The following is a 24999-nucleotide window of genomic DNA, read 5'->3' as shown; positions in this document are numbered from 1 at the left end:
ATGTATGTCGATTGCAAACGAGCAGCGTAAAGGCGGTATTTTTGCCTGTTTAGCTTTTTTAATGTGGGGCTTAGCGCCTATTTATTTTAAACAAATACAACATGTTTCTGCTTTTGAAATTTTAACTCACCGTGTTGTCTGGTCTGTGGTTTTTTTAGTGCTTGTGGTCAGTGTGCTTAAATACTGGGATAAGGTTAAGCGCATAGTTGCCCAGCCAAAAATTATTTTAATGTTAGTACTTACCTCCTCTATATTGGGTTTTAATTGGGGGCTGTTTATTTGGGCGGTTAATAATAACTATATGCTCGATGCCAGTTTAGGGTATTACATAAACCCATTACTTAATGTGCTGTTGGGCATGCTATTTTTAGGCGAGCGGCTGCGAAAGTTACAAGGGTTTGCAGTGTTTTTAGCCTTTGCGGGCGTAGTATTGCAATTGGTCAGTTTTGGCTCGTTTCCGGTGGTGGCGTTTTCGCTTGCCACGTCTTTTGCTATTTATGGCTTACTGCGTAAAAAGTTACCTGTTGAAGCGCTGCCAGGCATTTTACTCGAAGCCCTAATTTTACTGCCGGTTGCATTAATTTACTGGTGGGTAATGGCACCAACGCCTACTTCCGACTTAGCCCTAAACGATTGGCATACCAATGCGCTGTTAATTAGTGCCGGTATTATTACTACGTTGCCGCTGCTTTGCTTTACCGGAGCGGCCAAGCGTTTGCAGTACACAACATTAGGCTTTTTTCAGTACATAGGGCCAAGTTTAATGTTTATGCTTGCTGTGGTGTTTTACGATGAAGTATTTGATGCAGAGCGGGTGATTACGTTTGCCTGTATTTGGAGTGCACTGGCTATATTTACCTGGGACTCTTATCATCAATCGCGTAAGCGTAAAAAAGCGGCTGTTACCGCCGCCGAAGTTTAATACCTATGCGCAATAATAGTTTAAACAAGTTGCTATAAAGCAGCGTTAAGGTTTAGCTTATTACTTTATTACGGCCGGTTTCTTTTGCATCATATAGCTTTAAATCGGCCTGTTTAAGTAACTCATCTATTTGGTAAATAGGGCCGCTTGCAAAACCAATAGAAATTGTAAATTTAATTTTTTCTTGGCTAAACTCTTGGCTATTAAGCTCTATAAATTGCCTAAATCCTTCAAGGCGTTTTAGCGCTTGCGCTGTGGTTGCATCAGTAAAGTAAACGGCAAATTCTTCACCGCCTAAACGAGCGACTAGCTGCTTTTCAAAGTACTTTTTAAAACACACCGCCAACCCTTTGAGAACCTCATCGCCTGAATCGTGACCGTATGTATCGTTAATCGATTTAAAATGGTCTATATCAAGCATGGCGAGTGCGCCATCTTGATTCGATTTTTTTAAATACTTGAGAGACTTGCTCGACTCTTCAAAAAAGTAGCGTCGATTAGGCAGGTTTGTTAAGTAGTCAGTATTTGCTTGGCGTTTGATTGTTGCGATTTGCTCAAGCATGTCGACGTTTTGACTTAGTCGGCAGTAAAACTCTTCGCTGTTAAAGGGTTTATGGAGGTAGTCGTTGGCACCATTTTTTAAAAATAGGCTCGATAATGCTGACGAGTCAGCACCTGAAATACCGATAATGGCTTTTTCATCATTACTGTAAAGCCGGCGAATTTCGGCGCATAGCTCATCACCATTCATGTTTGGCATTTCGTTATCGGTAATAATAACAGACACGTCTTTTTGGCTTTCAAGTACTTCTAGCGCGTCTTTGCCGTCCTTAGCTTCGAGTATTTGATACTTATGGCGCTTTAGTAAACTACAAATGTATCTACGGGTAGAGGTTGAGTCGTCGACGACCAGCACTTTTACGTTCTCGTTTCGTGGTAAACGGCTTAGTTGTTTTTCTAGGTATTGGTAAGCTTGTTTGTTTTCTTTGATTATGTAATCAATTATTGGGTATTTTTCTACCGTGTCGCGAGTTTGTTTATCTATATTGCCTGTCATTACTATGGTGGGAATGTCGGCATTAATAGTATACGGAACCGCCTCACCCGCAGGAGCATCGGGAAGGATAAAATCAACAACAGCGCAAAAGTAGCTATTGTGTTTTATTAGCTCTTTTGTTGCCGCTAAAGACTCGGCTATATCTACTTCGTAACCTGCTTTAAGCGCGATATGCTTTTGCACACGCGCTATAGTAGGCGTATCTTCAACTATGAGTATTTTTCGCGTCACGTAACAACCTTGTTTGATATTTTGCAAAAGTATTTGCTTATACAAGTTGTAACTGTTAAAACGCAAAAAAGCAAATATCTTAGAGGCTTATACGCTATCTGATTCGCTATAATCGTCTTGGCTTATTGGTACCGGCCCTGACATTTTTGAACGGCCAAAAAGTGTATGAAACTTGGTTTTACAGGTTGTTAGTTTTAAATATTTAACCCAGGCTTTTTCGATTGGGTTTGTAGGTTCTTTACTGCCACAAACTACGTCAACAAATTGCTCTTGTAGCGTATTTTGGGGTGCTAAAGTTTTATTATAAAGGCCTTTTAGTACAACGCCGTGTTGCTCTAATATGCTGGCTTCTAATAAGGTGAAGTTTCCGCTGCGGCTAAACCCGCGAGGAAAGTTTTGATCATCATAAAATTGACGTTGGCTAACAAACGCTTGGCGAAGTAGTGAAATATCGTTGCTCATAACTGTATCCTCATACCCTGTTTATTGCTGGAGTATGATGCAAGTTTGACAATTTATTAAACAAGTTATTTTTATCGTGAGGATAAAAAATTGGATATAGATTTATTAAAAACATTTGTAGAGGTTGTGCGCACGCGTCACTTTGGTAAAGCGGCTGAAAACCTGTATATCACTCAATCGGCAGTAAGCTTTCGAATTCGCCAGTTAGAGCAGGGGTTGGGTGTAAACTTGTTTATTCGCCAGCGTAACAATATTCAATTAACGGCGCCAGGAGAGCGATTGCTTCCGCACGCTAAAATGATCATCACCGGCATGCAGCGTGCCAAAGTCGATGTGGCACTTGCCGATAACATGCACAAGCAAATAAGTTTAGCGGGTACGCCTAATATATGGGATGCGTTTTTACAATTTGGCATTACTAATATTGTGTCGGCTATGCCTGGGGTGTCGTTGGTCGCAGAGGTTAAAGCCCAACAAGAAAGCACGCGGTTATTATTAGAGCGTACGCTTGATTTAGCCATTTTATTTGACCCCCCTAAAGTAGACGAGCTTGTGGTTGAGCGAATTTGCGAGCTGCCAATTATTCCGGTTAGTGGCTATGACACGGCCACTAACGAGAACTTTTTTGATAACCAATATGTATACGTTGATTGGGGTACTACGTTTTCACTATGGCATGCGCGCCAATTTACCGGTAAAACGCCGCCTTATTTTAGAACCAGTACGGGACGTATTGCCCTTGATTTAATTCTTCAGTGTGGTGGTAGCGCGTTTATTCCTGAGGTACTTGTTGAGTCTCACCTAGAAAAGGGTGAGCTGTTTCATGTAAAAGACGTAGAACATACTTCGCGTGATATTTTTGTGGCTTACCACAGAGACAACGAACAAAAAGAGTTAATAGAAACCCTGATTAACTTATTACCTAAAATAAATGCTTATCAGCCTGTTGATGAACACTAAATACCGACTATGATTTTTAATGAGGTTGAATAGGTACAATTTTGTTTATTAAATATTCATGTCGGTTTGTTTTCAGAATTTAGACACTTTTATTAAAATAAAAAGACAAAAATGTTTCCTTTGTAATATATCTGTCATTTAACGGTGACAAACTGCAGCTGTTTTAAAAATTAGTCTTGTGATTATCGAGGAAATAACATGAATTTTGTAAAATCGAGCTTATGTGTTGCACTAGTAAGTGGTTTATCTTTTAGCGCGTTTGCAGACGTTGATGTATACGGTAAAGCGAATGTTACTGTGCAATCGTCTGATGATGGCGAAGGGTCTTTCACTGAAATTAAAAGTAATGCATCTCGCTTTGGACTAAAAGGGTCTGAAAAGATTACTGATGGATTAGAAGCGGTTTATAAGTTTGAGTTTCAAGTTGATGTATCTGATGCTGACTCTAAAGGTGATAACGACGACAATATTTCTGCACGTAACCAGTATGTAGGTTTAAAAGGTGCATATGGTCAAGTTGTTGTGGGTCGTAACGATACAGCGCTTAAACAATCGCAAGGTAAGTTAGATTTATTTAATGACCTTGAAGGCGATATTAAAAATGTCTTTAAAGGTGAAAACCGCTTAGGTGATTCAATCACTTATACATCTAAAAGCTACGAAGGCTTTAAAGTACTTGCTACATTTGTTGCCGAAGATGACGTAGATGCAGATAACGGCTATTCAATGGCGGTTACTTACGGTGACTCTGCACTTAAAAAGAGTGCGGTATACGCCTCGGTTGCAGCCGATAGCGAAGTAAATGGCTACGATGTAGTGCGTGCGTCAATTCAAGGTAAAGTAGAGAGCTTTAAATTAGGCGCTATGTACCAAACTCAAGAAAAAGTAGACGGTAGCGCAGAAGCTGACGGCTATTTATTAAACGCAGCCTACAGCATGGGTAAAAACACGTTTAAAGTGCAATACCAAGCAATGGACTTTGATGACAGCGACGACAAAACGGCAGTTTCTGTAGGTGTTGATCATAAGTTTAATAAAAACATTAAAGTATTTGGTTTTTACTCAAGCTTTGATATGGACAACAATGTTGACCAAGACTACGTTGGCCTAGGTATGGAATACAAGTTTTAAGCGTTGCTTAAACACTCCCTTTATTAACCGCGCTCTAATGAGCGCGGTTTTTTTTTGCTTTAAATTATTTACTTACCCGCCCATAATAGACCCTCATTTGGAATGGGGTGAAATTCCTCAACTATTCCCGTAACTGTAATTAGCACCACGCTTTAAGTCAGATACAAATGAGACATATCAATCAGCATGAGAAGTTCTAGATTGGTATACTTTTTAACGAGCGGGTAAACTCATTTTTATTGATGCACTAGTCTTTTAGCTGTGTGTTAGTGAGTGCACGCTTTCCAAGGACTCACTTTTGCAAACTACATTAGCGCCAAATACACCCTTATTAAACGTTCAAAATGTGTCGTGGGAAGTCGATGATCACACCATTTTAAACAATATTAATTTAAACATAGCTAAGGGTAAGTTTATTGGGTTAATTGGCCCAAATGGGGCGGGTAAGTCGAGCTTACTGCGCTGTTTGTATCGCTTTAATAAACCCACCGCTGGTAACGTTACCTTTAATCAGCAGGATATTTGGCAGCTTAAAAGTGAAGACTACGCAAAATATGTTGCTGTAGTTCTACAAGAAACGCCTGCGCAATTTAACCTAACATTATTTGATGTGGTTGCCCTTGGGCTTACACCTCATAAGTCATTATTTAGCGCCACCACCCACAGCGACAAACAAAAAATTACACAGGCAATAAAAACCGTAGGGCTTGAGCAACAGTGTAAGCAAAATTTTGAGTCGCTTTCGGGGGGCGAAAAGCAACGTGCATTGATTGCCCGCGCTATAGTGCAGCAACCGCAATTACTCATCATGGATGAGCCAACCAGCCATTTAGATGTTAAATACCAAATACAAGTGATGGAACTGGCAAAATCGCTAGGGGTTACTGTGTTTGCCTCATTTCATGATTTAAATTTAGCAGCCGCTATGTGCGATGAGCTGGTGGTTATTAATAAAGGTAAAATAACACATACAGGTTCGCCTGCGCAGGTACTTAGTGAGGACATGCTAGCGGATGTTTTTGGGGTATGTGCGCGCGTAACTAGCCACCCTCAACGCACAGAAAATGGTCAAACTATTCCTCATATTACTTACTTTTATGGCTATTAATTAAATGGATATAACAAAAATAAACCAGTGGACAATATTTATAGCAGCCGTATTAATTGCACTGGGTAGCCTTTTTAGCGCACTGAGTTTTGGCGCCGCAGATACGCCGTTAAGTGATGTGCTCACAGGGATTTTATCAGCAGGGGAGGGCTCGTTTAACGCGCGTATTATTTATGAGCTTAGGTTACCTCGTACCTTACTTGCCTTTATGGCGGGTGCAGGTTTGGCTATTGCAGGGCTTATTTTACAAACGGTTACTCGTAACCCGCTCGCTGATCCGTATTTATTTGGCATATCGTCAGGCGCGTCGTTTGGGGTAGTACTGCTTATGGCCGTTGCGGGTATTAGTGCAGGGTTTATGTTATCGGCTGCTGCCTTATTAGGGAGCTTTTTAGCAATGGGCTTATTGATACTTATTGCTGGGCGGCAAAAAAGCACGCAAGTAGAGTCTATGTTGCTAGCGGGGGTGGCACTGTCGTTTTTATTTAGCGCATTTACAAGTTTATTGCTGTATTGGAGTGACCCGCAAGCAGTGGCTGGTATTTTGTTTTGGACGTTAGGTAGCTTTGCCCGCGCACAATGGGCCACGTTATGGTTGCCATGCGTGGTTATAGTGGTGTGTATTAGCTTTATGCTGAGCTTTAAAAGGCAGTTAAATGCGCTGCTTCTTGGCGATGAAAGCGCGATAACGCTTGGGGTCCGTGTGCACCGTTTTAGAATTTTAATGTTGGTATTGAGCTCGTTAATAACGGCCGCGCTGGTGGCCCTATGTGGCGGTATTGGCTTTGTAGGTTTAATGGTGCCGCACATAGTGCGCTTTTTTATATCTCAGGGCAGTACTGCTGGCTTACTAATTACCAGCTTAGTGGGCGGCACGTTTATGGTGTGGGTTGACGTGCTTTCGCGCTCATTACTTAAAAACCAAGAGCTCCCTGTAGGGGTAATTACAGCAGCCATGGGTAGCGTATTTTTTTTAAGCTTACTCTTTTTTAGAAAAACAAAGGCATAGTGCTGATGAAAACCTTAATGATTCAAGGCACTACGTCAGATGCCGGAAAAAGCACCTTAGTCGCTGCGCTTTGTAGAGTGTTTGCAAAGCAAGGTGTAAAGGTCGCGCCTTTTAAACCGCAAAATATGGCGCTTAATAGCGCGGTTACAAAAGAGGGGGGCGAAATAGGCCGCGCGCAAGCTTTGCAAGCCATAGCCGCTAAAGTAGAGCCTCAAAACGACTTTAACCCCATATTGCTCAAACCCAATAGTGATACGGGGGCACAAGTCATTATACATGGAAAAGCCATTAGTAATATGGAGGCAGGGGCTTATCATAACTATAAACAGGTTGCGATGGATGCAGTGCTTGCCTCGCATAAACGCCTAGCAAAGCAGTTTGATTTATTATTGGTTGAGGGCGCAGGCAGCCCCGCAGAAATAAACCTACGCGAGAACGATATTGCCAATATGGGTTACGCAGAAGCGGTAGATTGCCCCGTCATTATTATTGCCGATATAGACAAAGGCGGTGTGTTTGCGCATTTAGTGGGCACACTTGCGTTATTAAGCGAATCCGAGCAAGCGCGCGTAAAAGGCTTTGTTATAAACCGCTTTAGAGGCGATATAAGCTTGCTACAAAGTGGGCTAGATTGGCTTGAGCGCTACACAAAAAAACCAGTGCTTGGAGTGCTGCCTTATTTGCATGATTTAGCACTTGATGCCGAAGATGCTGTAGCAATAGATAACACGGTGACGACTGCCACCATTAATATAGCCGTGCTTTTATTGCCGCATATTAGTAACCATACCGATTTTGATGCATTGCGGCTGCACCCAAATATTAATATAAATTATGTACGCCACACACGCGCGATCCCACCGGTTGATCTGATTATTATTCCTGGCAGTAAAAACGTGCTGGGTGATTTAAGTTTTGTAAAAAATGAAGGCTGGGATACGCAAATAAAGCGCCACTTACGCTATGGTGGCAAAGTACTTGGTATCTGTGGTGGTATGCAAATGTTGGGGTATACCATAAATGATCCCAGCGGAGTCGAGTCGTCATTAAAGCAAGTAACGGGGCTTGCCCTATGCGATTTTGAAACCACACTTAGCACCCAAAAAGTACTCACTAAAGTAACGGCGGCTATGCAGTTAAATGATTTGCAAACACCGTGTAGCGGCTACGAAATTCATGCCGGCATTAGTGAAGGCGCAGCACTTAATAAGCCATTTTTAACGTTTAACGCGCACCCTCATGGGTTTGAAAACGATGGCTTTATTAGTGACGACAATGCCATTGCTGGTACTTATTTACACGGCTTGTTTGATGAACCCGCTGCCACACTGCAAATTTTAAAGTGGGTAAAAAGCGATGCAACCATACAACCTGTGAGTATTGTAGCGCACCGCGAGCAACAACTAGAGCGCTTGGCCACTATGTGCGAGGCGCATTTGAACATGCAACAGATTATATCGATTTATGAAGGAGATAATAATGACGGATACAAATAACGATAAGCACCAGCAGCGCCAACAAAAAGTAAAAGAGCAGGTAGATGCACGCGTGGCTGATGCGCAAGATGTTAAAGGGATATTTCAGGTAATTACGGGTAATGGTAAAGGTAAATCTACCTCAGGCTTTGGTGTGGTTGCTCGCTGCGTAGGGCATGGTAAAAAAGCCGCTGTTTGTCAGTTCATTAAAGGCACATGGGAGTGTGGAGAGCGTAACTTATTACAAGGCGCAGGGGTTGAATTTGCCGTTATGAATACCGGTTTTACATGGGATACGCAAAATAAAGAGGCCGACACCGCAGCCGCGCAAGCAACGTGGCAAGAGTCAAAGCGTATGCTTGCAGATAGCAGTATTGATTTAGTATTACTTGATGAACTTACCTACATGGTGACTTACGGTTATATTGATTTAGATGAGATAGTAAACGCGCTAAATAATCGCCCTCCCATGCAATCGGTTATTATTACAGGTCGCGCAGCGCACCGCACGTTAACAGACCTTGCCGATACAGTAAGCGAAGTGCGCAATGTTAAACACGCCTTCGACTCGGGTATAAAAGCACTAGAAGGGTTTGATTACTAATGTATAAAGCGTTTTTTACTGCACTGCTGTTATTGTGTTCAGGGGGCAGTGCCGTGGCCAGTGATACAGCTGCGCCAGATAAACTGCGCGTTGTAGCACTTGCACCGCATATAGTAGAAAACCTATTTGCTATAGGTGCGGGAAGTAATATTGTTGGCACTGTTGATTACGCTGACTACCCAAATGAAGCTAAAAGTATTGAGCGCATTGGTGGTTACTATGGTATTTCTCTTGAAAAATTATTAGCGCTAAAACCCGATTTAGTGATTGGTTGGAAAAGCGGTAATCAAAGTGAAGATTTAGAACAAATTAAACGCCTTGGTATAAAAGTACATTTAAGTGATCCCAAAAAAATAGAAGAAGTTGCAAACGAGCTGATTGCTTTTGGAAAATTTACAGGGCGTATTGAGCAAAGCAAGCAAGTAGCAAACGCATTTATTACTAAGCTCAAAAAAATTAAAAAGCAGCAGCAAAGCAAAAAAATATTAACTGGTTTTTATCAATTATGGCCAGAGCCTATGATGACGGTAAGTGAAAACACATGGATAAACCAGCTTATTGAAACATGTCATGTAAGCAATGTATTTGCACACAGCCCAACCGACTACCCGCAAATAAGTATTGAAAACGTGGTGATTAAAAAACCACAGATTATTATTATTCCTGATGAGCAAGCCGATAAGCCACAACCTAAAATTAATTGGCAAAAATGGCCAGAAGTCCCCGCTGTAAAACATAACCAATTTATACGTGTAAATGCCGATTTATTACATCGTTTTACACCGCGCATGCTAGATGGACTGGCAAATATGTGTGATAAAATAGATGCATCACGCAAACAAATTAAGAGTATACAATGAGCGATTGGCCAGCCTTTTTAGAATATGAATTACAGCAACCTTATATGCAGCAAACATTAGATTATGTAGCAAAACGCCGTGTCGAAGGTGTTGCTGTGTACCCACCCAAAGAGCAAGTATTTAGCGCCTTTGAAGCGACAGCCCTTAACAATATTCGCGTAGTTATTTTAGGCCAAGACCCATACCACGGAGAAGGCCAAGCCCATGGCTTATGTTTTTCTGTGTTGCCAGAGGTTAAAAAGTTACCGCCGTCGCTAAAAAATATGTACAAAGAATTGGCAACGGATATTCCCGGTTTTGAAATACCAGACCATGGCTACTTACAAAGCTGGGCAGAGCAGGGCGTGTTTTTACTCAATACAGTACTCACGGTTGAGCAAGGCCAAGCGCATTCACATAAACATTTAGGGTGGGAGCAATTTACCGATAACGTGATAGCCCATATAAATGCACACTGCAAAGGAGTGGTGTTTATTTTATGGGGCGCTCATGCGCAAAAAAAAGGTAAAAATATTAACAGCGCTCGCCATCATATTTTAAAAGGGCCTCACCCATCGCCGCTTTCTGCGCATCGTGGTTTTTTTGGCTGTAAGCACTTTTCACAAACAAATAAGTTATTACAAGCCCAAGGCGATAAGCCCATTAACTGGCAGGTTTAATTGATATATTAAAAAAGGCTTTCGTATCATGAAAGCCTTTTGCTTAGTTATTGTGTATTAATGCCCATGCGCAATAATTATCAATTATTTTGAAGGGGTAAAACCTGGCGTTAGCTTTACTATCGATACGGTTTTCCTGCCGCAAAATAAATTGCCTAATTGAGCGCAATGAGTTTGAAATTAAAAATCTAGCTCATCAATTTCAATGCTGTCTGTAAAAAAGTCTAACTCCTGTAGTTCTTTACGTAACCGTTGTTTGTCTTTTATGGCCTCAATCTCGCGCCACTTTCTTTTTTTATTCTTTTGAGAGGTTTTTCTTGTTGTATCAGGACCTTCTAATATCTCTAATATATCGTTTAGGCTATCCATGACTATCTCCTATTGATTTTAGTGAACCTCGAGAATACCTATACCACAGGCCTAGCTAAAATAGAATAAAAAAGTGACGAATTTGTTACAAGTATGTGATGCGTTGATGAAGTTTAATACTAACTAGCTTTATTGAACGCGCTATTTTTAGATAGAAAAAATAAATAAAAAAATACTAAAAGTGAGTTATTTAGCTGTGTAGGCAATGGTACATGCTGTGGCAGGTTAGTATAAAGCAGTGCGGATTATATTAAGGGCATAAAAAAACGCCGCAGGTGCGGCGTTTAATACATAATTAGCGCGTATTACATTGCTTTAAAACGTGCTTCTAGCTGCTCTTGTGCATCTGCGAATGAGCGGATACCTTCAGCTAGTTTTTCAGTTGCCATTGCATCTTGGTTATGTAACCAACGGAACTGTGACTCAGTAAGAGGGGCAGGCTTTGGCTCTTTAGGAATATCACTTTGTAGTAAGTATTCTTCTGCGCCTTCTAAATTGCCTAAGTCTTCTAGTAGGTTAGGGCTAATTGTTAGCTTGTCACAACCTGTAAGCGCAATAATTTCGCCAGTGTTACGGAAGCTTGCGCCCATAACAACGGTTTTGTAATCATGGCGTTTATAAAACTCAAAAATGCTACGTACAGATTGAACACCTGGATCTTGTAGCGGATCGGTTGGTTTTTCCATACCATTTGCTACGTGCCAATCTAAAATACGGCCAACAAATGGCGAGATTAGAAATACATTTGCATCAGCACATGCACGCGCTTGAGCATCGCTAAATAATAAAGTCAGGTTACATTTAGTCCCTTCTTTTTCTAGCTGTTCGGCCGCTTTAATGCCTTCCCATGTAGACGCAACTTTGATTAAAATTTTGTCTTTGCTTACACCTTCTTTTTCATAAAGGCTAAGCAGGGTATGTGCTTTATCAATAGTTGCTTGGGTGTCGAATGATAAACGAGCATCTACTTCAGTAGAAATATAACCAGGTACAATTTCGCTAATTTCTTTACCAATTAATACGGCAAAGTAGTCACATGCAAGTTCAAGCTGTTTAGCTGCATCTTGCTCTGTTTCTTTTGCATAGCTCCAAGCTTTATCTAAATAAGGCTTGTAAGCTTCAATCTCGCTCGCTTTTAATAAAAGCGACGGGTTTGTGGTTGCATCTTCTGGTTGATGCTTTTTGATCGCTTCAATATCGCCAGTGTCGGCTACGATAGATGAATGTTGTTTTAGCCTTTGTAGAGCGCTAGTCATTTGCCTTCCTCATTCCAAGCAAGTTAAAAGAAAATCTAAACTACCTTAATATAAGTATTCAATACTGCAACAGTGTGACAATGCTTGATAGGTCTTATGTCCTTATCAATAGAAAAACGACGATGCATGATTTATTAAGGTAGGATTTAGGCCATTGCGATTAATTTTCAATGGTATTTTATAAACAAAACGTGCTTTTCGTCTCATTTAATGTTGAAATTGACATTAAATAAATTACAAGTCAATAGCTAACTATGATCACTGTTATTTCACCAGCAAAAAATCTTGATTACGAAACGCCACCCGCAACAGATAAGTTCACTCAACCTGAATTACTAGAGCACAGCGAAGAGCTCATGAAAGTATGCCGTGAACTAACTCCAGCGCAAATTGGCAGCCTAATGAAAATTAGCGATAAGCTTGCAGGGCTTAACGCTGCGCGCTTTAGCGAATGGTCGCAACCATTTACACAAAGTAATGCTAAACAAGCGGTACTAGCCTTTAACGGCGATGTGTACGGTGGTTTAGATGCCGCAACACTCACTGCCGCTAACCTCGATTATGCGCAAAGCCATTTACGTATACTTTCGGGTTTATACGGCTTATTAAAGCCGCTTGATTTAATGCAAGCTTACCGCCTAGAAATGGGCACTAGGCTTGATAACCCTCGCGGGAAAAATTTGTATGAATTTTGGGGCAGCATTATTGCTAATAAACTAAACGAGGAATTAAAAGCGCAAGACGCACAATACCTCGTTAATCTTGCTTCAAACGAGTACTTTAAAGCAGTAGATAAAAAAGCACTCAATGCGCAAATTATTACCCCGCATTTTAAAGACTGCAAAAATGGTCAATATAAGGTAATTAGCTTTTACGCTAAAAAAGCGCGCGGCATGATGGCCCGTTACATTATAGAAAACCAGGTAACACAGCTTAGCCAATTAAAAGAGTTTACTGTGGCGGGTTATTACTTTAGCCCTGAAGCAACCACTAAAGATCTTGAGCCTGTATTTATGCGCGACGAGCAAAACTAAGCGTTTATACTCAGCAAACAATGAGTTAAAAAGCCATGCATTGCATGGCTTTTTTTATGCTGGCGCTAAACTTGCTAACTTCACCTACTATTAATGAGATAAAAAATAGATAGGTGTAAAAATATGATCAGCATACCTTCAGTAGCCGAAGCCGAAAAACTCATCGAAGAAAAACTCGGAGGGTGGTTTGATGTAGTAATAAGCCACATCCCAAACTTTATTGTGGCAGTGGTGATAGCCATTGTATTTTCAATAATAGCGCGCTTTGCCGGCCAGCTAATGAAAAACCTATTAAGGCGCTCACTCGACTCTAAGCAAATTGCTGATTTAATGGCGTCTATTTTTAAGGTTATTGTGTTATGTGTGGGCCTATTTATCGCTTTAGATTTTATGGGGTTAAAAGGCACAGTCACATCGTTACTAGCGGGTGCGGGTATTGTGGGTTTAGCCATTGGCTTTGCTTTTCAAGACATGACCGAGAACTTAATTGCCGGTATTGCTATGGGGATACGCAAGCCATTTAAAGCGGGTGATGTAATTGAAACCGACGACGTATTTGGCTCGGTACATTCTATAAACCTGCGTAACACGCTAATAGAGAGCTTTTACGGGCAGTTAATACTGGTACCTAACAAGGTATTATTTAGAAATGTGTTAAAAAATTACACCACGTTAGGCGTCAGGCGCATAGAGGTACCGGTGGGTATTTCATACGGCGACGACATTGAAAAAGCCAAAGAAGTTATCGTTGATAAAATTAACGAGTTTGACTTTGTAATACGCAGAGATGAAACCGCTGTGTACGCAGAAGGTTTTGGCGACAGTAGTATTAATTTACTGGTGTGGTTTTGGATAAAATACCCAGGCGAGCCAGACTTTATGACAGTACGCCATAAAGGCGTAGTCGCTGTTAAACAAGCGCTTGATGCTGCAGATATAAGTATTCCATTCCCAATACGTACGTTAGATTTTGGCATTAAAGGCGGTGAAAAGCTCGATGCCATGATAAGCGATAAAATAAACCAACAGTCACCCAAACAACAAGGCGGGAGTAATACGGGTTCAAATCAAAGCGAATGAGCGACTAATACAGGTTTAAACTAGCCCAGTAATAGTTACCCACTAGCAGCGCATTTTTACATAAAAAGTGCGCTGCTAGTAATTTCAAAGCGCTAAGTCGGGTTAAATTTAACTATACTTTTAATCAATTTATTTTAAGTTAATACTTATTTGCTTTTCGCTGCCATCGAGTTTTTTTGATTAGTAGTAAAAGCGTTTCACCACTGTTTTTTGTCATCGATTTTTTTGTAACCTCAGCAGGGCAATCTGGAATAGGGCAGCTATCTAGCTCTATTACCTTGTCGCCTACTTTTAATCCTGCCAAATCAGCAAAGACTTTTATAATATCTATTTCACTAATTTCTGGGCTAAAAAGCCGGATACAGACACATCTGCAGCAAAGCTAAATATAGCTTCCTCTGCATGGCCAATAAGAGGGTTTAGCAGTAGTAAATAAACCATTTCATGTATTAGCTTCCTTGTGTAAGTGATGGGGCATTTGCATGCGTTAAGCCATATATTATTAACTGCTATTCATGGTGAGGTTGATTAGCAAACACTTGTAGGTTGCCAACGGTATTAAAAATGCGCTGATTATATGAACTTTACAGCCTTGTTATAGCATTCTTTTATCAAAGCTGTAGTAAGTCACTAATTTAAAAGGGTGGAAAAGGGCGGCTAAGTGTTTGCTCTATTTTTTAATAGGGGAGCTAAAGCTAGAAGTTTAGATACTAAAGTGTGCTGTTAAGCATAAAAAAGCGCGGCTTGTGTTGGAGAAACAAGCCACGCAGAGGAATAAGTTATATAAACAAATATTGTAATGCTGTATCAGATAACACTAATTTTATTACGGATAATTTTAACGCCATCCATATTTTCTAAAAACTTTTGCGCAAGTGCACGCTGAAAACCTGTTTGCGCTTCACCGTATAGGTCAACTTCACCGTCTTCAACCTGCACGCGAATATCGCTTAATGCTAAGTTTGGGTTAGTACGTAACGTATTGGTGATTGTTTGTTGTAAGTTAGGTTGAGTAGCCACACTGCTTACTACGGCTAAGTTAGTTGCTGCACTTACTTTTGTAGCGCAAGCTAATAAAAATAAACAACAAAATGATACTAAAGCGATAGTTAACTTAAAGCGGTTCATAACTTCATCCTTACATTACGGTTAATCGTGCAGCTATTCTTAGCTGAGTTACTTTCTCAGTTACAATTTCGATGCCAGTTTTAATTTATTGAAATATAAGGTTATTTTATTAAGTGAGAATTCAGGTGGGCAATAATTACATTTTAATGGGAATGAGTTACATGCTTGGGTTACATTTGTAACGGGTACAAAAAAGCCGGCAACTGCCGGCTTGTTTATTTATGGTGTGCTATTTCTTTTTAATTTTAGCTTTGGCTTTTTTCTTAGCTTTCATTTTTACCGGATCTTTACGCTTTTTAGCGGGTGGCTTAGCTTCTTTATGCTGTGGCTCAAGCCCTTTAATTATACGGCGCTTAAGTTTTTGCTCTGTGTATCGCTCAACCTTGTATAAAATGCCAATGTCGTGCGCTTCAACTAATGATATAGCGATCCCTTTTTTACCCGCACGGCCAGTACGGCCTATACGGTGTACATAGACATCGGCAGTGCGCGGCATATCAAAGTTAATTACGTGGCTAATGTCAGAAACATCAATACCGCGGGCCGCAACATCGGTTGCTATTAATATGCGCGTTTTGCCACTGTGGAAATTTTCCATCGCTTTCATGCGCTTATCTTGCGGCATTTCGCCACGCAGCCACGCGGCTTTTACGCCATTGTTAGTTAGCTCACCAATTAGCGTTTCTAGGCGCTCACGGGTTTTTACAAACACAATGGCTTTACTTACATCTGGGCCGTTTAGGGTATTAACCAACAGCTCAAGCTTGTGGTGGTAATCATCAGCAAGGTGAACCCATTGATGAATTTTTGCTTTTTCTTTGCGTGACGATTCAGCTTCAAGTAAAGCTGGGTCGTTTAAAATACGCTCAGCAAATAACTCAACGCTATCGCCTTCTAGAGTCGCAGAGAATAAAAAGCACTGACGACGGTTTTTAGCTTCGTCACATATGCGCAGCATTTCTTTTCTAAAGCCCATGTCTAGCATGCGGTCGGCTTCATCAAGAATAAGCATTTCTACGTTTTCAGCATGGAAATTTTCGGTTTCAAGATATTCCATTAAACGCCCTGGTGTGGCGATTAAAATATCATTATTGTTTTCAAAAATTTCTTTATGGGTGCCGTAGTTTATACCACCTGTTACTACACCAATTTTAAGGTGAGTGCCTTTAGCAAGCAGTTCACACTGCTCATGAATTTGATAAGCCAGTTCACGGGTTGGGGTCATTATTAACACACGTGCAAAACCTGGGTCGCGACGCGGAAAATCCATTAAGTATTGAATAGCCGGAATTAAAAATGCCGCCGTTTTACCTGTGCCAGTAGGTGCTGATGCTAAAATATCGCGACCTTGCAGCGCTTCAGGAATAGCTTGTTGTTGAATGCTGGTTGGTGTCTCGTAGCCCATTTTATCAATGGCGTTGAGTAGTTTAGTATCAAGATCAAATTCAGAAAATTGCATAGAGTGTCTAAAATAAGGGACAATTACCTGCAATTATACGCGCTATACGTCAGTTGGTGAATGAAAAGGTGAAAAAATGTCAGGGTTTACGTTTAAACAATTTAAGGTTGAGCACGATAGCTGTGCTATGAAGGTCTCAACCGATGGCATTTTACTTGGCGCATGGGCGTATTTAAAAGGTGCCAACACATTACTCGATATAGGCACAGGCACCGGTTTACTTGCGCTTATGTGTAAACAGCGCCAACCAGCACTTAGCATAACCGCTGTTGAAATTGATGAAGCTGCTTACAAGCAAGCGCAGCAAAATATAGCCTCTAGCCCGTGGCCAAATATCACAGTAAAGCACACCACTATACAAGCGTTTAAACAGGCGGCGCCATTTGATGTTGTGATTTCTAACCCCCCTTATTTTAACCGCAGTTTAAAAGGGCTAAGCGATGCCCGTAACACCGCACGCCATACCGATGGTTTAAGTTTTGACGAACTAATACATGCCTATATGCGTTTAAGTCATGAGCATTCGTGCTTTAACGTGATTTTACCCACCACGGAGGCGGGCTTATTCATTGAACTGGCAACACAAAACGGGCTTTATTTAAACGCGCATTGCCAAGTAAAAACCACACCAAGTAAAGCATTTAGCCGCAGTTTGATGCGCTTTAGCTTAGTAAACACTTTGCCTGAACTTACCTCCCTATGCATAAAAGATGACAACAACCGCTACAGCGATGATTATATTGCGTTATGTAAAGCGTTTTACTTGAAAATGTAATTTTTAAGGCAGGTAATTATCTAGTAATAAAGGATAGTTTACCCATTATGCATACGTATTCAGTTTTTATTTGAGCAACTCTCAAACTAGTGTTAACCACTTGTAAATAACGTCGAGTATGTTGTTTAACTCGCCCAACACTGGAAACACACACTATGAAACTGAATAAAATGATCACCACTGCAGGTTTTAGCTTAGGTTTAACCTTACCAAGTTTAGTATCGGCTGCACCTACAACATTTGTGCATTTATTTGAATGGAATTGGCAAGATGTAGCCCAAGAATGTGAGCAGTTTTTAGGACCAAAAGGGTACGCTGCGGTACAGGTGTCTCCGCCTAACGAGCATATTACAGGTAGCCAATGGTGGACTCGCTATCAACCTGTGAGCTACCAACTACAAAGCCGCGGCGGTAACCGTTCGCAATTTATAGATATGGTTAATCGCTGTAACGCCGCAGGCGTCGATATATATGTTGATACATTAATAAACCATATGGCAGCCGGCAGTGGTACGGGCACTGCAGGTAACACTTTTGGTAATAAACAATACCCTATTTATAGTCCACAAGATTTTCACGAAAGTTGCTCTATTAACCCAGAAGATTACGGTAATAACCGTTATCGCGTGCAAAACTGTGAGCTAGTAGGGTTGGCCGATTTAAACACTTCTTCAAATTATGTGCAAAATACATTAGCGGCATATATTAACGACCTTCAAGCTATGGGTATTAAAGGTTTTAGGTTTGATGCTGCTAAGCATGTTGCTGCAAGTGATATTCAAAGTTTAATGGCAAAAATAAATGGCTCGCCAGTGGTGTTTCATGAGGTGATAGATCAAGGTACTGAAGCGGTTGCAGCCTCAGAGTATTTAAGTACAGGGCTAGTTACCGAGTTTAAATACAGTACGCAGCTTGGTAATACCTTTAGAAATGGCTCGCTTGCATGGTTAAGTAATTTTGGTGAAGGCTGGGGCTTTATGCCAAGTTCATCAGCTGTAGTATTTGTAGATAACCACGACAATCAGCGCGGCCATGGTGGTGCGGGTAATGTAATTACCTTTGAAGATGGCCGTTTATACGACCTAGCCAACGTATTTATGTTGGCATACCCGTATGGGTATCCAAAAGTAATGTCGAGTTATGATTTTCACGGCGATACAGATGCGGGTGGGCCAAGTGTACCGGTGCACAATAATGGTAATTTAGAATGTTTTGCAAGTAACTGGAAGTGTGAGCATCGTTGGTCTTATATTGCGGGTGGTGTCGATTTTAGAAATAACACAGCCGACAACTGGGTAGTAACAAATTGGTGGGATAACACCCATAACCAGATTGCATTTGGACGTGGTAGCTCTGGTCATATGGCAATTAATAAAGAAGACTCAACGCTTAATGCAACAATTCAAACAGATATGGCGCCTGGACAGTACTGCAATGTGTTAAAAGGCGAGCTTTTGGGTAATGCTACTAGCTGTAGCGGTGAAGTAATAACAGTTAATAGCAACGGCACCATAAATTTAAATGTAGCGCCATGGGATGCAATAGCAATTCATAAAAATGCTAAATTAACCCAAGAGGCAGTGCCTAATAATAGCGACTGGCAAAGAACCGTTGTTTTTATTAATGCTCAAACACAAAGCGGACAAGACATGTTTGTACGCGGTGGTATAGACCACAACTATGCAAATACAAACCTTGCTAGAAACTGCCAAACAACAAATGTTGAATGTGCTATGCCAATTCGCCATAACAATCTAAAAAACAACACCACAACGCCTTGGAAAGCAAACGATAACTACCTAGATTGGTATGGAATTGAACAAGGCCAAAGCGGTGAAGCGCAAGGCACTGCAATGGATTGGACTACAAATGTTTGGCCAAGTGAATATGGCGCCCAAAAATCGGTAACAGTAGATGGCTTTGGTGTTACACCCCTTAATATATGGGGCGAACACTATTGGATGCTGGATGTTGATATGGATTGCAGTAAAGCTGTTAACGGATGGTTTGAATTAAAAGCATTTATAAAAAATGGCGAAGAGTGGGAAGGCGATATAAGCCAAGCAAATACCCCCTATACAAGTACTAACCATATGGCACAGTGTGGCAAAATTAATATGTTTGAATTTAACAGCTCAAGTGTAGAGGTACGTGACTTTTAAATACGTACTTTAAAACGCGTACGTTAAAAAACTATCAGCCAATTTAAAACCAAGTGGGTTAACGCGTACTTGGTTTTTTACTTTTATATGTACCTAAATAGCAGTTTAATTTAATAGTGCGTTTATAAATCAGCTGGTATTATCGTTTTATTCGCCATTTTTAATTTAGGCAACACAATGAAAAAGTTAAATAAATTACCGTTACTAACTACACTCGCTGCGGCTTTATTTTTAAGCCAAGGTGCGCTTGCAAACATGACTCCTGTTGGGCTTTGGAAAACCATAGATGAAGACACCAACGAGGCTAAATCGTATGTACGCATTACTCAAAACGATAAGGTGCTCAGTGGTAAAGTTGAGACTATTTTAGACCCAGCTAAACAAACCGGTATTTGTAAAGAGTGTGATGGGGCATTAAAAAATCAGCCTATTTTAGGGATGACCATAATCACTGATGTAAAGCCAGAAGATGATGGCGTGTGGGGCGATGGTGAAATACTTGACCCTACAAATGGTAAAACCTATACCGTGCAACTAACACCACAAAACGACGGTAAAACATTAGAAGTACGTGGCTATATAGGCTTTTTTTACCGTAACCAATATTGGCAACGTGTGGAGTAGCACTACTCGTTTGCTGTTTTTAAAAACTCGCGTTTAAGCCACGCTCGTAATGCGCTTACCTGTGGGTGATTAAGCATGGCGTGGCTCGTTGCAAAATAAAACTGCTGATGCGGATTAACAATGCTTTGGCCAATTTGCGTGAGCATGCCGTGCTTTATATCGTCGCGTACAAATTGTTTGTGGGTGACCAAAACGCCAAGCTGGCGCATCGCGGCTTGCGTTGCTTGCACTGAAATATTAAAGGTTAAGTTATTATGCTGCTTAGGCTGCGCTAAATTATTAGCCTCGCACCACGTTTGCCAATCGTTTTGCCTACGTGGGTTGGTAACGTAGATTGCTTTAAAACGCTGCAGCAAATTTTGCGCGGTTAACTCATCTTTATTTAAGCCAACTAAAAGCTGTGGGTTACAGACTAAAATTAACTGATCGTCGGCTAGTTTTTCACAGTGATATTTTTGCCACTTATCGGGCTGGCCATGAATAATCGCTGCATCAATCCCTTCGCGCTCTAAATCAAATTCTCCCACCAAGTTAGAAATACGAATGTCACTATTTGGCGAAATGCGCTGAAAATCAGCCACCCTAGGGATCCACCAGTGCAGAGCTAGTGAGTTAACCATATTGAGTGTTAAATAAGTTGGCTCATTCGCTGTGTTACTTGCCTCTTGGCTGGCTGCTAAAATTTCAGCCATGGCTGGGGCTATGCGTTTGTAATAGCGCTCACCCACAGGGTTGAGCTCAACGCGGCGACCAATGCGATTAAAAAGCGGTGTATTAAGTTGTAACTCTAACGCTTTAATAGATTGACTTACCGCCGAGTGACTAATACTTAGCTGCTCAGCCGCGAGCACCATGCTGCCAGTTTCGGCAACAGCTATAAACGTATAGAGAGATTTTAACGGCGCTGATTTGATCATAGGTTATTTATTAACAGTTAAGTTTTACTTACAGGTTAGTTTAATATTATTCGCTTTTAAATTTATAAAGTACACGTAAAATTAGCGCCATAAAAGCCAATGCCAATTTTTTGAAAAATAATAAATAGATTAAAAAAATTAAGCCTTTAATTTTGCTTTTTACATTCATTTTTTATTCAAAGGATAACTGCGGTGACGTTAAATTCTCGTGCTAGTGTGTTTATGCTGCTCTCTACATTTACCTTGGCGTTAAATAGCTTTATAGCCAAGTTACTTACCGATTACTTTAGCACCAGCGAAGTGGTTTTTTTACGGGTGTTTTTACCCGCGATTATTATGCTGGCATTGGCGGCAGGTATTAAATGGCAGCTACCTAATAAATCAGCATGGCGAACCTTCGCTATTCGCGCAATTTTTATAGTGCTGTGCCAAAACTGCTTTTTAGTGGCGCTAAATACTTTAACGCTGGTGGAAGCGGTTATTTTATTTAGCACTGGGCCGTTATTTATACCGCTAATAGAACGGGTGCTTTTTAAAACTAAATTAAATTGGTTATTGCTACCTACAATGGCGCTGATGTTTGCGGGTGTGATTATTCAAAATATTCATAGCGATGGCATACAATGGCGCTGGAGCTTATTAATTGGTTTAGGGGCTGGTATTTTTAATGCCTGCTCGCAAATCACCTTGTTTAGAGCCAGTAAAATTAAGCTTCCGATGATGGTTATTAACGGTTGGAGTTTTACGCTGGCTGCCATTTTTATGGTGCCAGTATTAATGTTTACCAGCGAAGGTGAGCTATTTTACCAAGGTTTTGCAATCGATATAAGCAATTATAGTTTATTACTGATGGTGGCATTAATTGGGTTTTCGACTGCTGCAACGCAGTTTTTTAGAGGAAAGGCGTACCGATTAGCCAGTTCTAACTCGCAGTTAGCACCACTTATTTATTCTAACTTATTATTTGCGTTGTTATTTCAGCTAATTTTTTACGATACAACATTAAGTTTATCGCAAGTAATAGGCTCAGTGCTTATTGTACTGGCATGTATTATTAATACCTTTGCGCCTAATTGGCTATTGCAAAGGCAAGCAAAAATACGTGAAAAAAAGTGCGCTAAAAAACTTAGTTATTTGTAATGTATTGGCCTAAACATGGTTTAGGCCAAACTCGTTATAGCGTTTCGCTATACTCTGTCATTATTTGTTCAACCCAGCTGGCTATGCGCTCATCGCTTAGCTCGTATTGGCTGTCTTCATCAAGCGCTAGGCCAACAAAGTGTTTGCCATCGGGGGTAAGTGCTTTTGACGCTTCAAACTCGTAGTTTTCATCGTTTGGCCAAAAACCAAGTTGCGTAAACGACTGGGTATTTATTTCATCGTGAAGCATACCAAGGGCGTCTTGAAACCATTGTCCGTAACCTTGTTGGTCGCCCATGCCAAATAAAGCAATGGTTTTACCATTTAGGTTTACATCTTTAATGTCGTCCCACTTAGACTCCCAGTCTTCTTGTATTTCTCCAAAATCCCATGTTGAAATACCAAAGATGATAAAGTCGTACTGCTCTGCATTTTTAAGTGGTTCGTCTTTAATATTGTGTAAGGTCACTACATCGGCGCCAATAAGGTCGCGAATTTTTTCTGCTGCCATCTCTGTGTAGCATGTAGTAGAGCCAAAAAATAAACCAATCTGCATCGTATTTATCACTGTGTAATTGCCTGTTATGATAGGGCGCAGTTTACCGTAAGGTATTTTTAATTGATACCTTCTACCGTGGGTATTACCAACATGAGATCACAACGTGACAACGCTACCTGACGATTTACCTGAACCAAATACCGAGCTAAACAGCAACAGCGACTTTTTAGAAACCTTTTTAGATAGCTTGTACTTAGAGCAAGGTGTAAGCGAAAACACCCTTAGCGCGTATCGCAGTGACCTAGATAAGTTTTGTCAGTTTTTAAAAGGCGAAAGCTTAATGACGGTAACCAGCTTAGATATAGAAAGCTACCTAGCGTATCGCGTAGATTTAGGGTTAAAACCACGTAGCACGGCACGCAGCATAAGTGCTTTAAAGCGGTTTTATCAGTATTTTGTACGTGAAAAACATATCGCAAGCTCACCGCTTGAAAACATTGCGCAACCAAAAGCGGGTCAATCGTTACCTAAAACACTCTCAGAAGCCGAAGTAGAGGCATTATTAAGTGCGCCCAATATTGAAGAACCAATGGGGCTGCGCGATAAAGCCATGCTAGAGCTACTTTATGCTACGGGCTTGCGTGTAACCGAGCTTGTAGGGCTGCGTATGGAGCAAATTAACTTGCGCCAGTCGGTTGTGTTTGTAAAAGGTAAGGGCAACAAAGAGCGCTTAGTACCTTTAGGCGAAGAAGCCATGTACTGGCTTGAGCAGTTTTTAAAAGGGGGGCGTGCACAAATGATAAAACACGCCACCGATTTTGTGTTTCCTTCAAAACGCGGTGTAGGTATGACCCGACAAACCTTTTGGCATCGTATTAAACACTATGCTATTTTGGCGTCTATTGAGTCAGATTTATCGCCGCATACATTGCGTCATGCCTTTGCAACACATTTACTTAATCATGGTGCCGACTTAAGAGTGGTGCAGATGATGTTAGGGCACAGCGACTTATCGACTACACAAATTTATACCCATGTTGCCAATGAGCGATTAAAATCGGTACACTCAGAGCATCATCCGCGCGCGTAATATGAAATTTAATATCAGCTTAGCGGTCAATTTAGTACGTATTATTAGATAGAGAAAATTATGAAAAAATTAATGTTAGCAGGTGCAATGTTGTGCACAAGTATTAGTGCATTTGCAAATGGCGTAGCCACAACGCCAGATGCTAATGATCCTATTGTTACTAAATTTGCCACGTTAGGTGTAACAGTTAAGCAAATAAACCCAAGCCCCGTTGCCGGTTTAAAAGAGCTTATTACAAATAAAGGTGTACTTTACGCCAGCCCAGACGGCCAGTTTTTAATGCAAGGCACGCTAATTGATTTAAACAACCGCAGTAACTTAACCGAGCAAGCGTTAAATGGTGTCCGTGTTGAAGGTATTAAAGAATACCAAGATTCAATGATTGTTTATAAAGCGCCTAACGAAAAACACCAAATTACGGTATTTACCGATATTAGCTGTGGCTATTGTCGTAAATTACACCGCGAACTAGACGACTTGCTTGATGCAGGCATTACTGTTCGTTATTTAGCGTTTCCGCGTGGTGGACTGCAAGGTTCGGGCTACGCCGATTTAATGAATGTATGGTGTGCACGCGACCAGCAAGAAGCACTAACAGAAGCTAAATCAGGCGAAGACACTAAAGTAGTTGCCGGTTGTAGCGCACCAGTAGCTGAGCATTACCAGCTAGGCCAAAGCTTTGGTATTAGCGGCACGCCAGCCATTATTTTAGAAGACGGTACAATGATCCCAGGCTACCAGCCAGCCGCGGCATTAAGTGCAGCGCTTGAGGCGAACAAAGCAGGTTAATTAAAAATCTGAGTAACTGTTTAATACCAATCCGCGATAATATTTAATCATTTTGCGGGGCTAAACATGCTGCTTCAGGCGTTAAAAAATGCTTATTTACGACTGCATGGATGCAGAAGATAGAGCAATGCAGGAGCAATTGCCGAGAACAACTAAATAGCGAATTTATTGCCTAGCTATCAACACGTTTTTCCAGCCT

Annotated in this window: 25 protein-coding genes and 1 riboswitch; of the genes, 17 read left to right on the top strand and 8 right to left on the bottom strand. The window is 40.9% G+C overall.

From position 1 onward, the window contains the following. Window positions 1–4: 4 nt before the first annotated feature. Window positions 5–922 (top strand): EamA family transporter RarD, encoded by a 918-nt coding sequence (rarD, locus tag PSH48_RS16275; protein ID WP_273611883.1) that lies wholly within the window; start codon window positions 5–7, stop codon window positions 920–922. A 52-nt stretch (window positions 923–974) separates the two neighbouring features. Here rarD and PSH48_RS16270 read toward each other — a convergent pair whose 3' ends face one another. After that, complete coding sequence (locus tag PSH48_RS16270; protein ID WP_054983768.1) at window positions 975–2210, bottom strand: response regulator; 1236 nt, start codon at window positions 2208–2210, stop codon at window positions 975–977. Between the two features lie 87 nt (window positions 2211–2297). Beyond that, entirely contained in the window at window positions 2298–2672 is a 375-nt protein-coding gene (locus PSH48_RS16265) for a DUF413 domain-containing protein (RefSeq protein ID WP_004587983.1), read from the bottom strand. Window positions 2673–2762: 90 nt separating this feature from the next. Between PSH48_RS16265 and PSH48_RS16260 the strand changes: the two genes are divergently transcribed. From PSH48_RS16260 to ung, 8 genes are all read left to right on the top strand, one after another. Next, a complete protein-coding gene (locus PSH48_RS16260; protein ID WP_004587984.1) occupies window positions 2763–3632 on the top strand; it encodes a LysR family transcriptional regulator in 870 nt (289 codons plus the stop codon). Between the two features lie 198 nt (window positions 3633–3830). After that, window positions 3831–4763, top strand: a complete 933-nt coding sequence (locus PSH48_RS16255) for a porin (RefSeq protein WP_064385689.1) — start codon at window positions 3831–3833, stop codon at window positions 4761–4763. A 99-nt stretch (window positions 4764–4862) separates the two neighbouring features. After that, a riboswitch (cobalamin riboswitch) is annotated at window positions 4863–4993 on the top strand. Window positions 4994–5061: 68 nt separating this feature from the next. Continuing rightward, window positions 5062–5871, top strand: a complete 810-nt coding sequence (locus tag PSH48_RS16250) for an ABC transporter ATP-binding protein (protein WP_273611882.1) — start codon at window positions 5062–5064, stop codon at window positions 5869–5871. 4 nt (window positions 5872–5875) lie between these two features. Beyond that, window positions 5876–6880 carry a FecCD family ABC transporter permease gene (locus PSH48_RS16245; RefSeq protein ID WP_273611881.1) on the top strand — a complete coding sequence of 335 codons (1005 nt, stop codon included), beginning with the start codon at window positions 5876–5878 and terminating at the stop codon, window positions 6878–6880. Window positions 6881–6885: 5 nt separating this feature from the next. Beyond that, on the top strand, window positions 6886–8376 hold the full coding sequence (locus tag PSH48_RS16240; RefSeq protein WP_273611880.1) for a cobyric acid synthase: 1491 nt from the start codon (window positions 6886–6888) through the stop codon (window positions 8374–8376). Further along, window positions 8360–8959: a cob(I)yrinic acid a,c-diamide adenosyltransferase gene (gene cobO / locus PSH48_RS16235; RefSeq protein ID WP_273611879.1), complete on the top strand. Its 600-nt coding sequence runs from the start codon at window positions 8360–8362 to the stop codon at window positions 8957–8959. The genes PSH48_RS16240 and cobO overlap by 17 nt, the downstream gene beginning before the upstream one ends. Beyond that, a complete protein-coding gene (locus tag PSH48_RS16230) occupies window positions 8959–9819 on the top strand; it encodes a cobalamin-binding protein (protein WP_273611878.1) in 861 nt (286 codons plus the stop codon). Before cobO ends, PSH48_RS16230 begins: the two co-directional genes overlap by 1 nt. After that, entirely contained in the window at window positions 9816–10478 is a 663-nt protein-coding gene (ung, locus tag PSH48_RS16225; protein WP_154945553.1) for a uracil-DNA glycosylase, read from the top strand. Before PSH48_RS16230 ends, ung begins: the two co-directional genes overlap by 4 nt. A 180-nt stretch (window positions 10479–10658) precedes the next feature. On the opposite strand, the gene PSH48_RS16220 is transcribed toward ung, so the two are convergent. Beyond that, window positions 10659–10847, bottom strand: coding sequence for a DUF3545 family protein (locus tag PSH48_RS16220; protein WP_004587992.1), 189 nt, complete (start codon window positions 10845–10847; stop codon window positions 10659–10661). Between the two features lie 305 nt (window positions 10848–11152). After that, window positions 11153–12103: a transaldolase gene (gene tal / locus PSH48_RS16215; RefSeq protein ID WP_054983753.1), complete on the bottom strand. Its 951-nt coding sequence runs from the start codon at window positions 12101–12103 to the stop codon at window positions 11153–11155. 254 nt (window positions 12104–12357) lie between these two features. Between tal and yaaA the strand changes: the two genes are divergently transcribed. Both yaaA and PSH48_RS16205 read left to right on the top strand, forming a co-directional pair. Continuing rightward, a complete protein-coding gene (yaaA, locus tag PSH48_RS16210) occupies window positions 12358–13137 on the top strand; it encodes a peroxide stress protein YaaA (protein ID WP_273611877.1) in 780 nt (259 codons plus the stop codon). Between the two features lie 123 nt (window positions 13138–13260). Further along, window positions 13261–14217 carry a mechanosensitive ion channel family protein gene (locus PSH48_RS16205; RefSeq protein ID WP_273611876.1) on the top strand — a complete coding sequence of 319 codons (957 nt, stop codon included), beginning with the start codon at window positions 13261–13263 and terminating at the stop codon, window positions 14215–14217. Between the two features lie 807 nt (window positions 14218–15024). Here PSH48_RS16205 and PSH48_RS16200 read toward each other — a convergent pair. Next, window positions 15025–15345, bottom strand: coding sequence for a BON domain-containing protein (locus PSH48_RS16200; RefSeq protein WP_004587996.1), 321 nt, complete (start codon window positions 15343–15345; stop codon window positions 15025–15027). Between the two features lie 229 nt (window positions 15346–15574). After that, window positions 15575–16804 (bottom strand): ATP-dependent RNA helicase SrmB, encoded by a 1230-nt coding sequence (gene srmB, locus PSH48_RS16195; protein ID WP_004587997.1) that lies wholly within the window; start codon window positions 16802–16804, stop codon window positions 15575–15577. 76 nt (window positions 16805–16880) lie between these two features. Here srmB and PSH48_RS16190 point away from each other — a divergent pair, with 76 nt between their 5' ends. The 3 genes from PSH48_RS16190 (at window position 16881) to PSH48_RS16180 (ending at window position 20365) form a co-directional block, all read left to right on the top strand. Further along, on the top strand, window positions 16881–17579 hold the full coding sequence (locus tag PSH48_RS16190) for a tRNA1(Val) (adenine(37)-N6)-methyltransferase (RefSeq protein ID WP_273611875.1): 699 nt from the start codon (window positions 16881–16883) through the stop codon (window positions 17577–17579). A 155-nt stretch (window positions 17580–17734) separates the two neighbouring features. Continuing rightward, the gene (locus PSH48_RS16185) at window positions 17735–19741 is read left to right on the top strand and encodes an alpha-amylase (protein WP_273611874.1); all 2007 of its coding nucleotides are present in this window, start codon (window positions 17735–17737) and stop codon (window positions 19739–19741) included. 177 nt (window positions 19742–19918) lie between these two features. Then, the gene (locus tag PSH48_RS16180; RefSeq protein ID WP_273611873.1) at window positions 19919–20365 is read left to right on the top strand and encodes a DUF2147 domain-containing protein; all 447 of its coding nucleotides are present in this window, start codon (window positions 19919–19921) and stop codon (window positions 20363–20365) included. A gap of 2 nt (window positions 20366–20367) precedes the next feature. Here PSH48_RS16180 and PSH48_RS16175 read toward each other — a convergent pair whose 3' ends face one another. After that, window positions 20368–21282 carry a LysR substrate-binding domain-containing protein gene (locus tag PSH48_RS16175; protein ID WP_054983746.1) on the bottom strand — a complete coding sequence of 305 codons (915 nt, stop codon included), beginning with the start codon at window positions 21280–21282 and terminating at the stop codon, window positions 20368–20370. 192 nt (window positions 21283–21474) lie between these two features. On the opposite strand from PSH48_RS16175, the gene PSH48_RS16170 reads away from it, so the two are divergent. Beyond that, on the top strand, window positions 21475–22422 hold the full coding sequence (locus PSH48_RS16170) for a DMT family transporter (RefSeq protein WP_273588921.1): 948 nt from the start codon (window positions 21475–21477) through the stop codon (window positions 22420–22422). A 34-nt stretch (window positions 22423–22456) separates the two neighbouring features. On the opposite strand, the gene fldB is transcribed toward PSH48_RS16170, so the two are convergent. Then, window positions 22457–22978, bottom strand: a complete 522-nt coding sequence (gene fldB, locus PSH48_RS16165; RefSeq protein ID WP_004588002.1) for a flavodoxin FldB — start codon at window positions 22976–22978, stop codon at window positions 22457–22459. A 106-nt stretch (window positions 22979–23084) separates the two neighbouring features. Here fldB and xerD point away from each other — a divergent pair, with 106 nt between their 5' ends. Beyond that, window positions 23085–24011 carry a site-specific tyrosine recombinase XerD gene (gene xerD, locus PSH48_RS16160; protein WP_054983744.1) on the top strand — a complete coding sequence of 309 codons (927 nt, stop codon included), beginning with the start codon at window positions 23085–23087 and terminating at the stop codon, window positions 24009–24011. A 60-nt stretch (window positions 24012–24071) separates the two neighbouring features. Next, window positions 24072–24800, top strand: coding sequence for a bifunctional protein-disulfide isomerase/oxidoreductase DsbC (gene dsbC / locus PSH48_RS16155; protein ID WP_004588004.1), 729 nt, complete (start codon window positions 24072–24074; stop codon window positions 24798–24800). Window positions 24801–24999: the final 199 nt, after the last annotated feature.

It is taken from the genome of Pseudoalteromonas sp. Angola-4 (assembly GCF_028599265.1).
In the GTDB taxonomy this organism is placed as follows: domain Bacteria; phylum Pseudomonadota; class Gammaproteobacteria; order Enterobacterales; family Alteromonadaceae; genus Pseudoalteromonas; species Pseudoalteromonas atlantica.
This window is presented reverse-complemented; position numbering and strand designations above follow the sequence as displayed.

Excerpts from the sequence above, each read along its gene's own strand:
- rarD (WP_273611883.1), top strand. The coding sequence starts at position 5 with ATGTCGATTGCAAACGAGCAGCGTAAAGGCGGTATTTTTGCCTGTTTA.
- PSH48_RS16265 (WP_004587983.1), bottom strand. The coding sequence starts at position 2,672 with ATGAGCAACGATATTTCACTACTTCGCCAAGCGTTTGTTAGCCAACGT.
- PSH48_RS16255 (WP_064385689.1), top strand. The coding sequence starts at position 3,831 with ATGAATTTTGTAAAATCGAGCTTATGTGTTGCACTAGTAAGTGGTTTA.
- PSH48_RS16245 (WP_273611881.1), top strand. The coding sequence starts at position 5,876 with ATGGATATAACAAAAATAAACCAGTGGACAATATTTATAGCAGCCGTA.
- PSH48_RS16240 (WP_273611880.1), top strand. The coding sequence starts at position 6,886 with ATGAAAACCTTAATGATTCAAGGCACTACGTCAGATGCCGGAAAAAGC.
- cobO (WP_273611879.1), top strand. The coding sequence starts at position 8,360 with ATGACGGATACAAATAACGATAAGCACCAGCAGCGCCAACAAAAAGTA.
- PSH48_RS16230 (WP_273611878.1), top strand. The coding sequence starts at position 8,959 with ATGTATAAAGCGTTTTTTACTGCACTGCTGTTATTGTGTTCAGGGGGC.
- ung (WP_154945553.1), top strand. The coding sequence starts at position 9,816 with ATGAGCGATTGGCCAGCCTTTTTAGAATATGAATTACAGCAACCTTAT.
- PSH48_RS16220 (WP_004587992.1), bottom strand. The coding sequence starts at position 10,847 with ATGGATAGCCTAAACGATATATTAGAGATATTAGAAGGTCCTGATACA.
- tal (WP_054983753.1), bottom strand. The coding sequence starts at position 12,103 with ATGACTAGCGCTCTACAAAGGCTAAAACAACATTCATCTATCGTAGCC.
- yaaA (WP_273611877.1), top strand. The coding sequence starts at position 12,358 with ATGATCACTGTTATTTCACCAGCAAAAAATCTTGATTACGAAACGCCA.
- PSH48_RS16205 (WP_273611876.1), top strand. The coding sequence starts at position 13,261 with ATGATCAGCATACCTTCAGTAGCCGAAGCCGAAAAACTCATCGAAGAA.
- PSH48_RS16200 (WP_004587996.1), bottom strand. The coding sequence starts at position 15,345 with ATGAACCGCTTTAAGTTAACTATCGCTTTAGTATCATTTTGTTGTTTA.
- srmB (WP_004587997.1), bottom strand. The coding sequence starts at position 16,804 with ATGCAATTTTCTGAATTTGATCTTGATACTAAACTACTCAACGCCATT.
- PSH48_RS16190 (WP_273611875.1), top strand. The coding sequence starts at position 16,881 with ATGTCAGGGTTTACGTTTAAACAATTTAAGGTTGAGCACGATAGCTGT.
- PSH48_RS16185 (WP_273611874.1), top strand. The coding sequence starts at position 17,735 with ATGAAACTGAATAAAATGATCACCACTGCAGGTTTTAGCTTAGGTTTA.
- PSH48_RS16180 (WP_273611873.1), top strand. The coding sequence starts at position 19,919 with ATGAAAAAGTTAAATAAATTACCGTTACTAACTACACTCGCTGCGGCT.
- PSH48_RS16175 (WP_054983746.1), bottom strand. The coding sequence starts at position 21,282 with ATGATCAAATCAGCGCCGTTAAAATCTCTCTATACGTTTATAGCTGTT.
- fldB (WP_004588002.1), bottom strand. The coding sequence starts at position 22,978 with ATGCAGATTGGTTTATTTTTTGGCTCTACTACATGCTACACAGAGATG.
- dsbC (WP_004588004.1), top strand. The coding sequence starts at position 24,072 with ATGAAAAAATTAATGTTAGCAGGTGCAATGTTGTGCACAAGTATTAGT.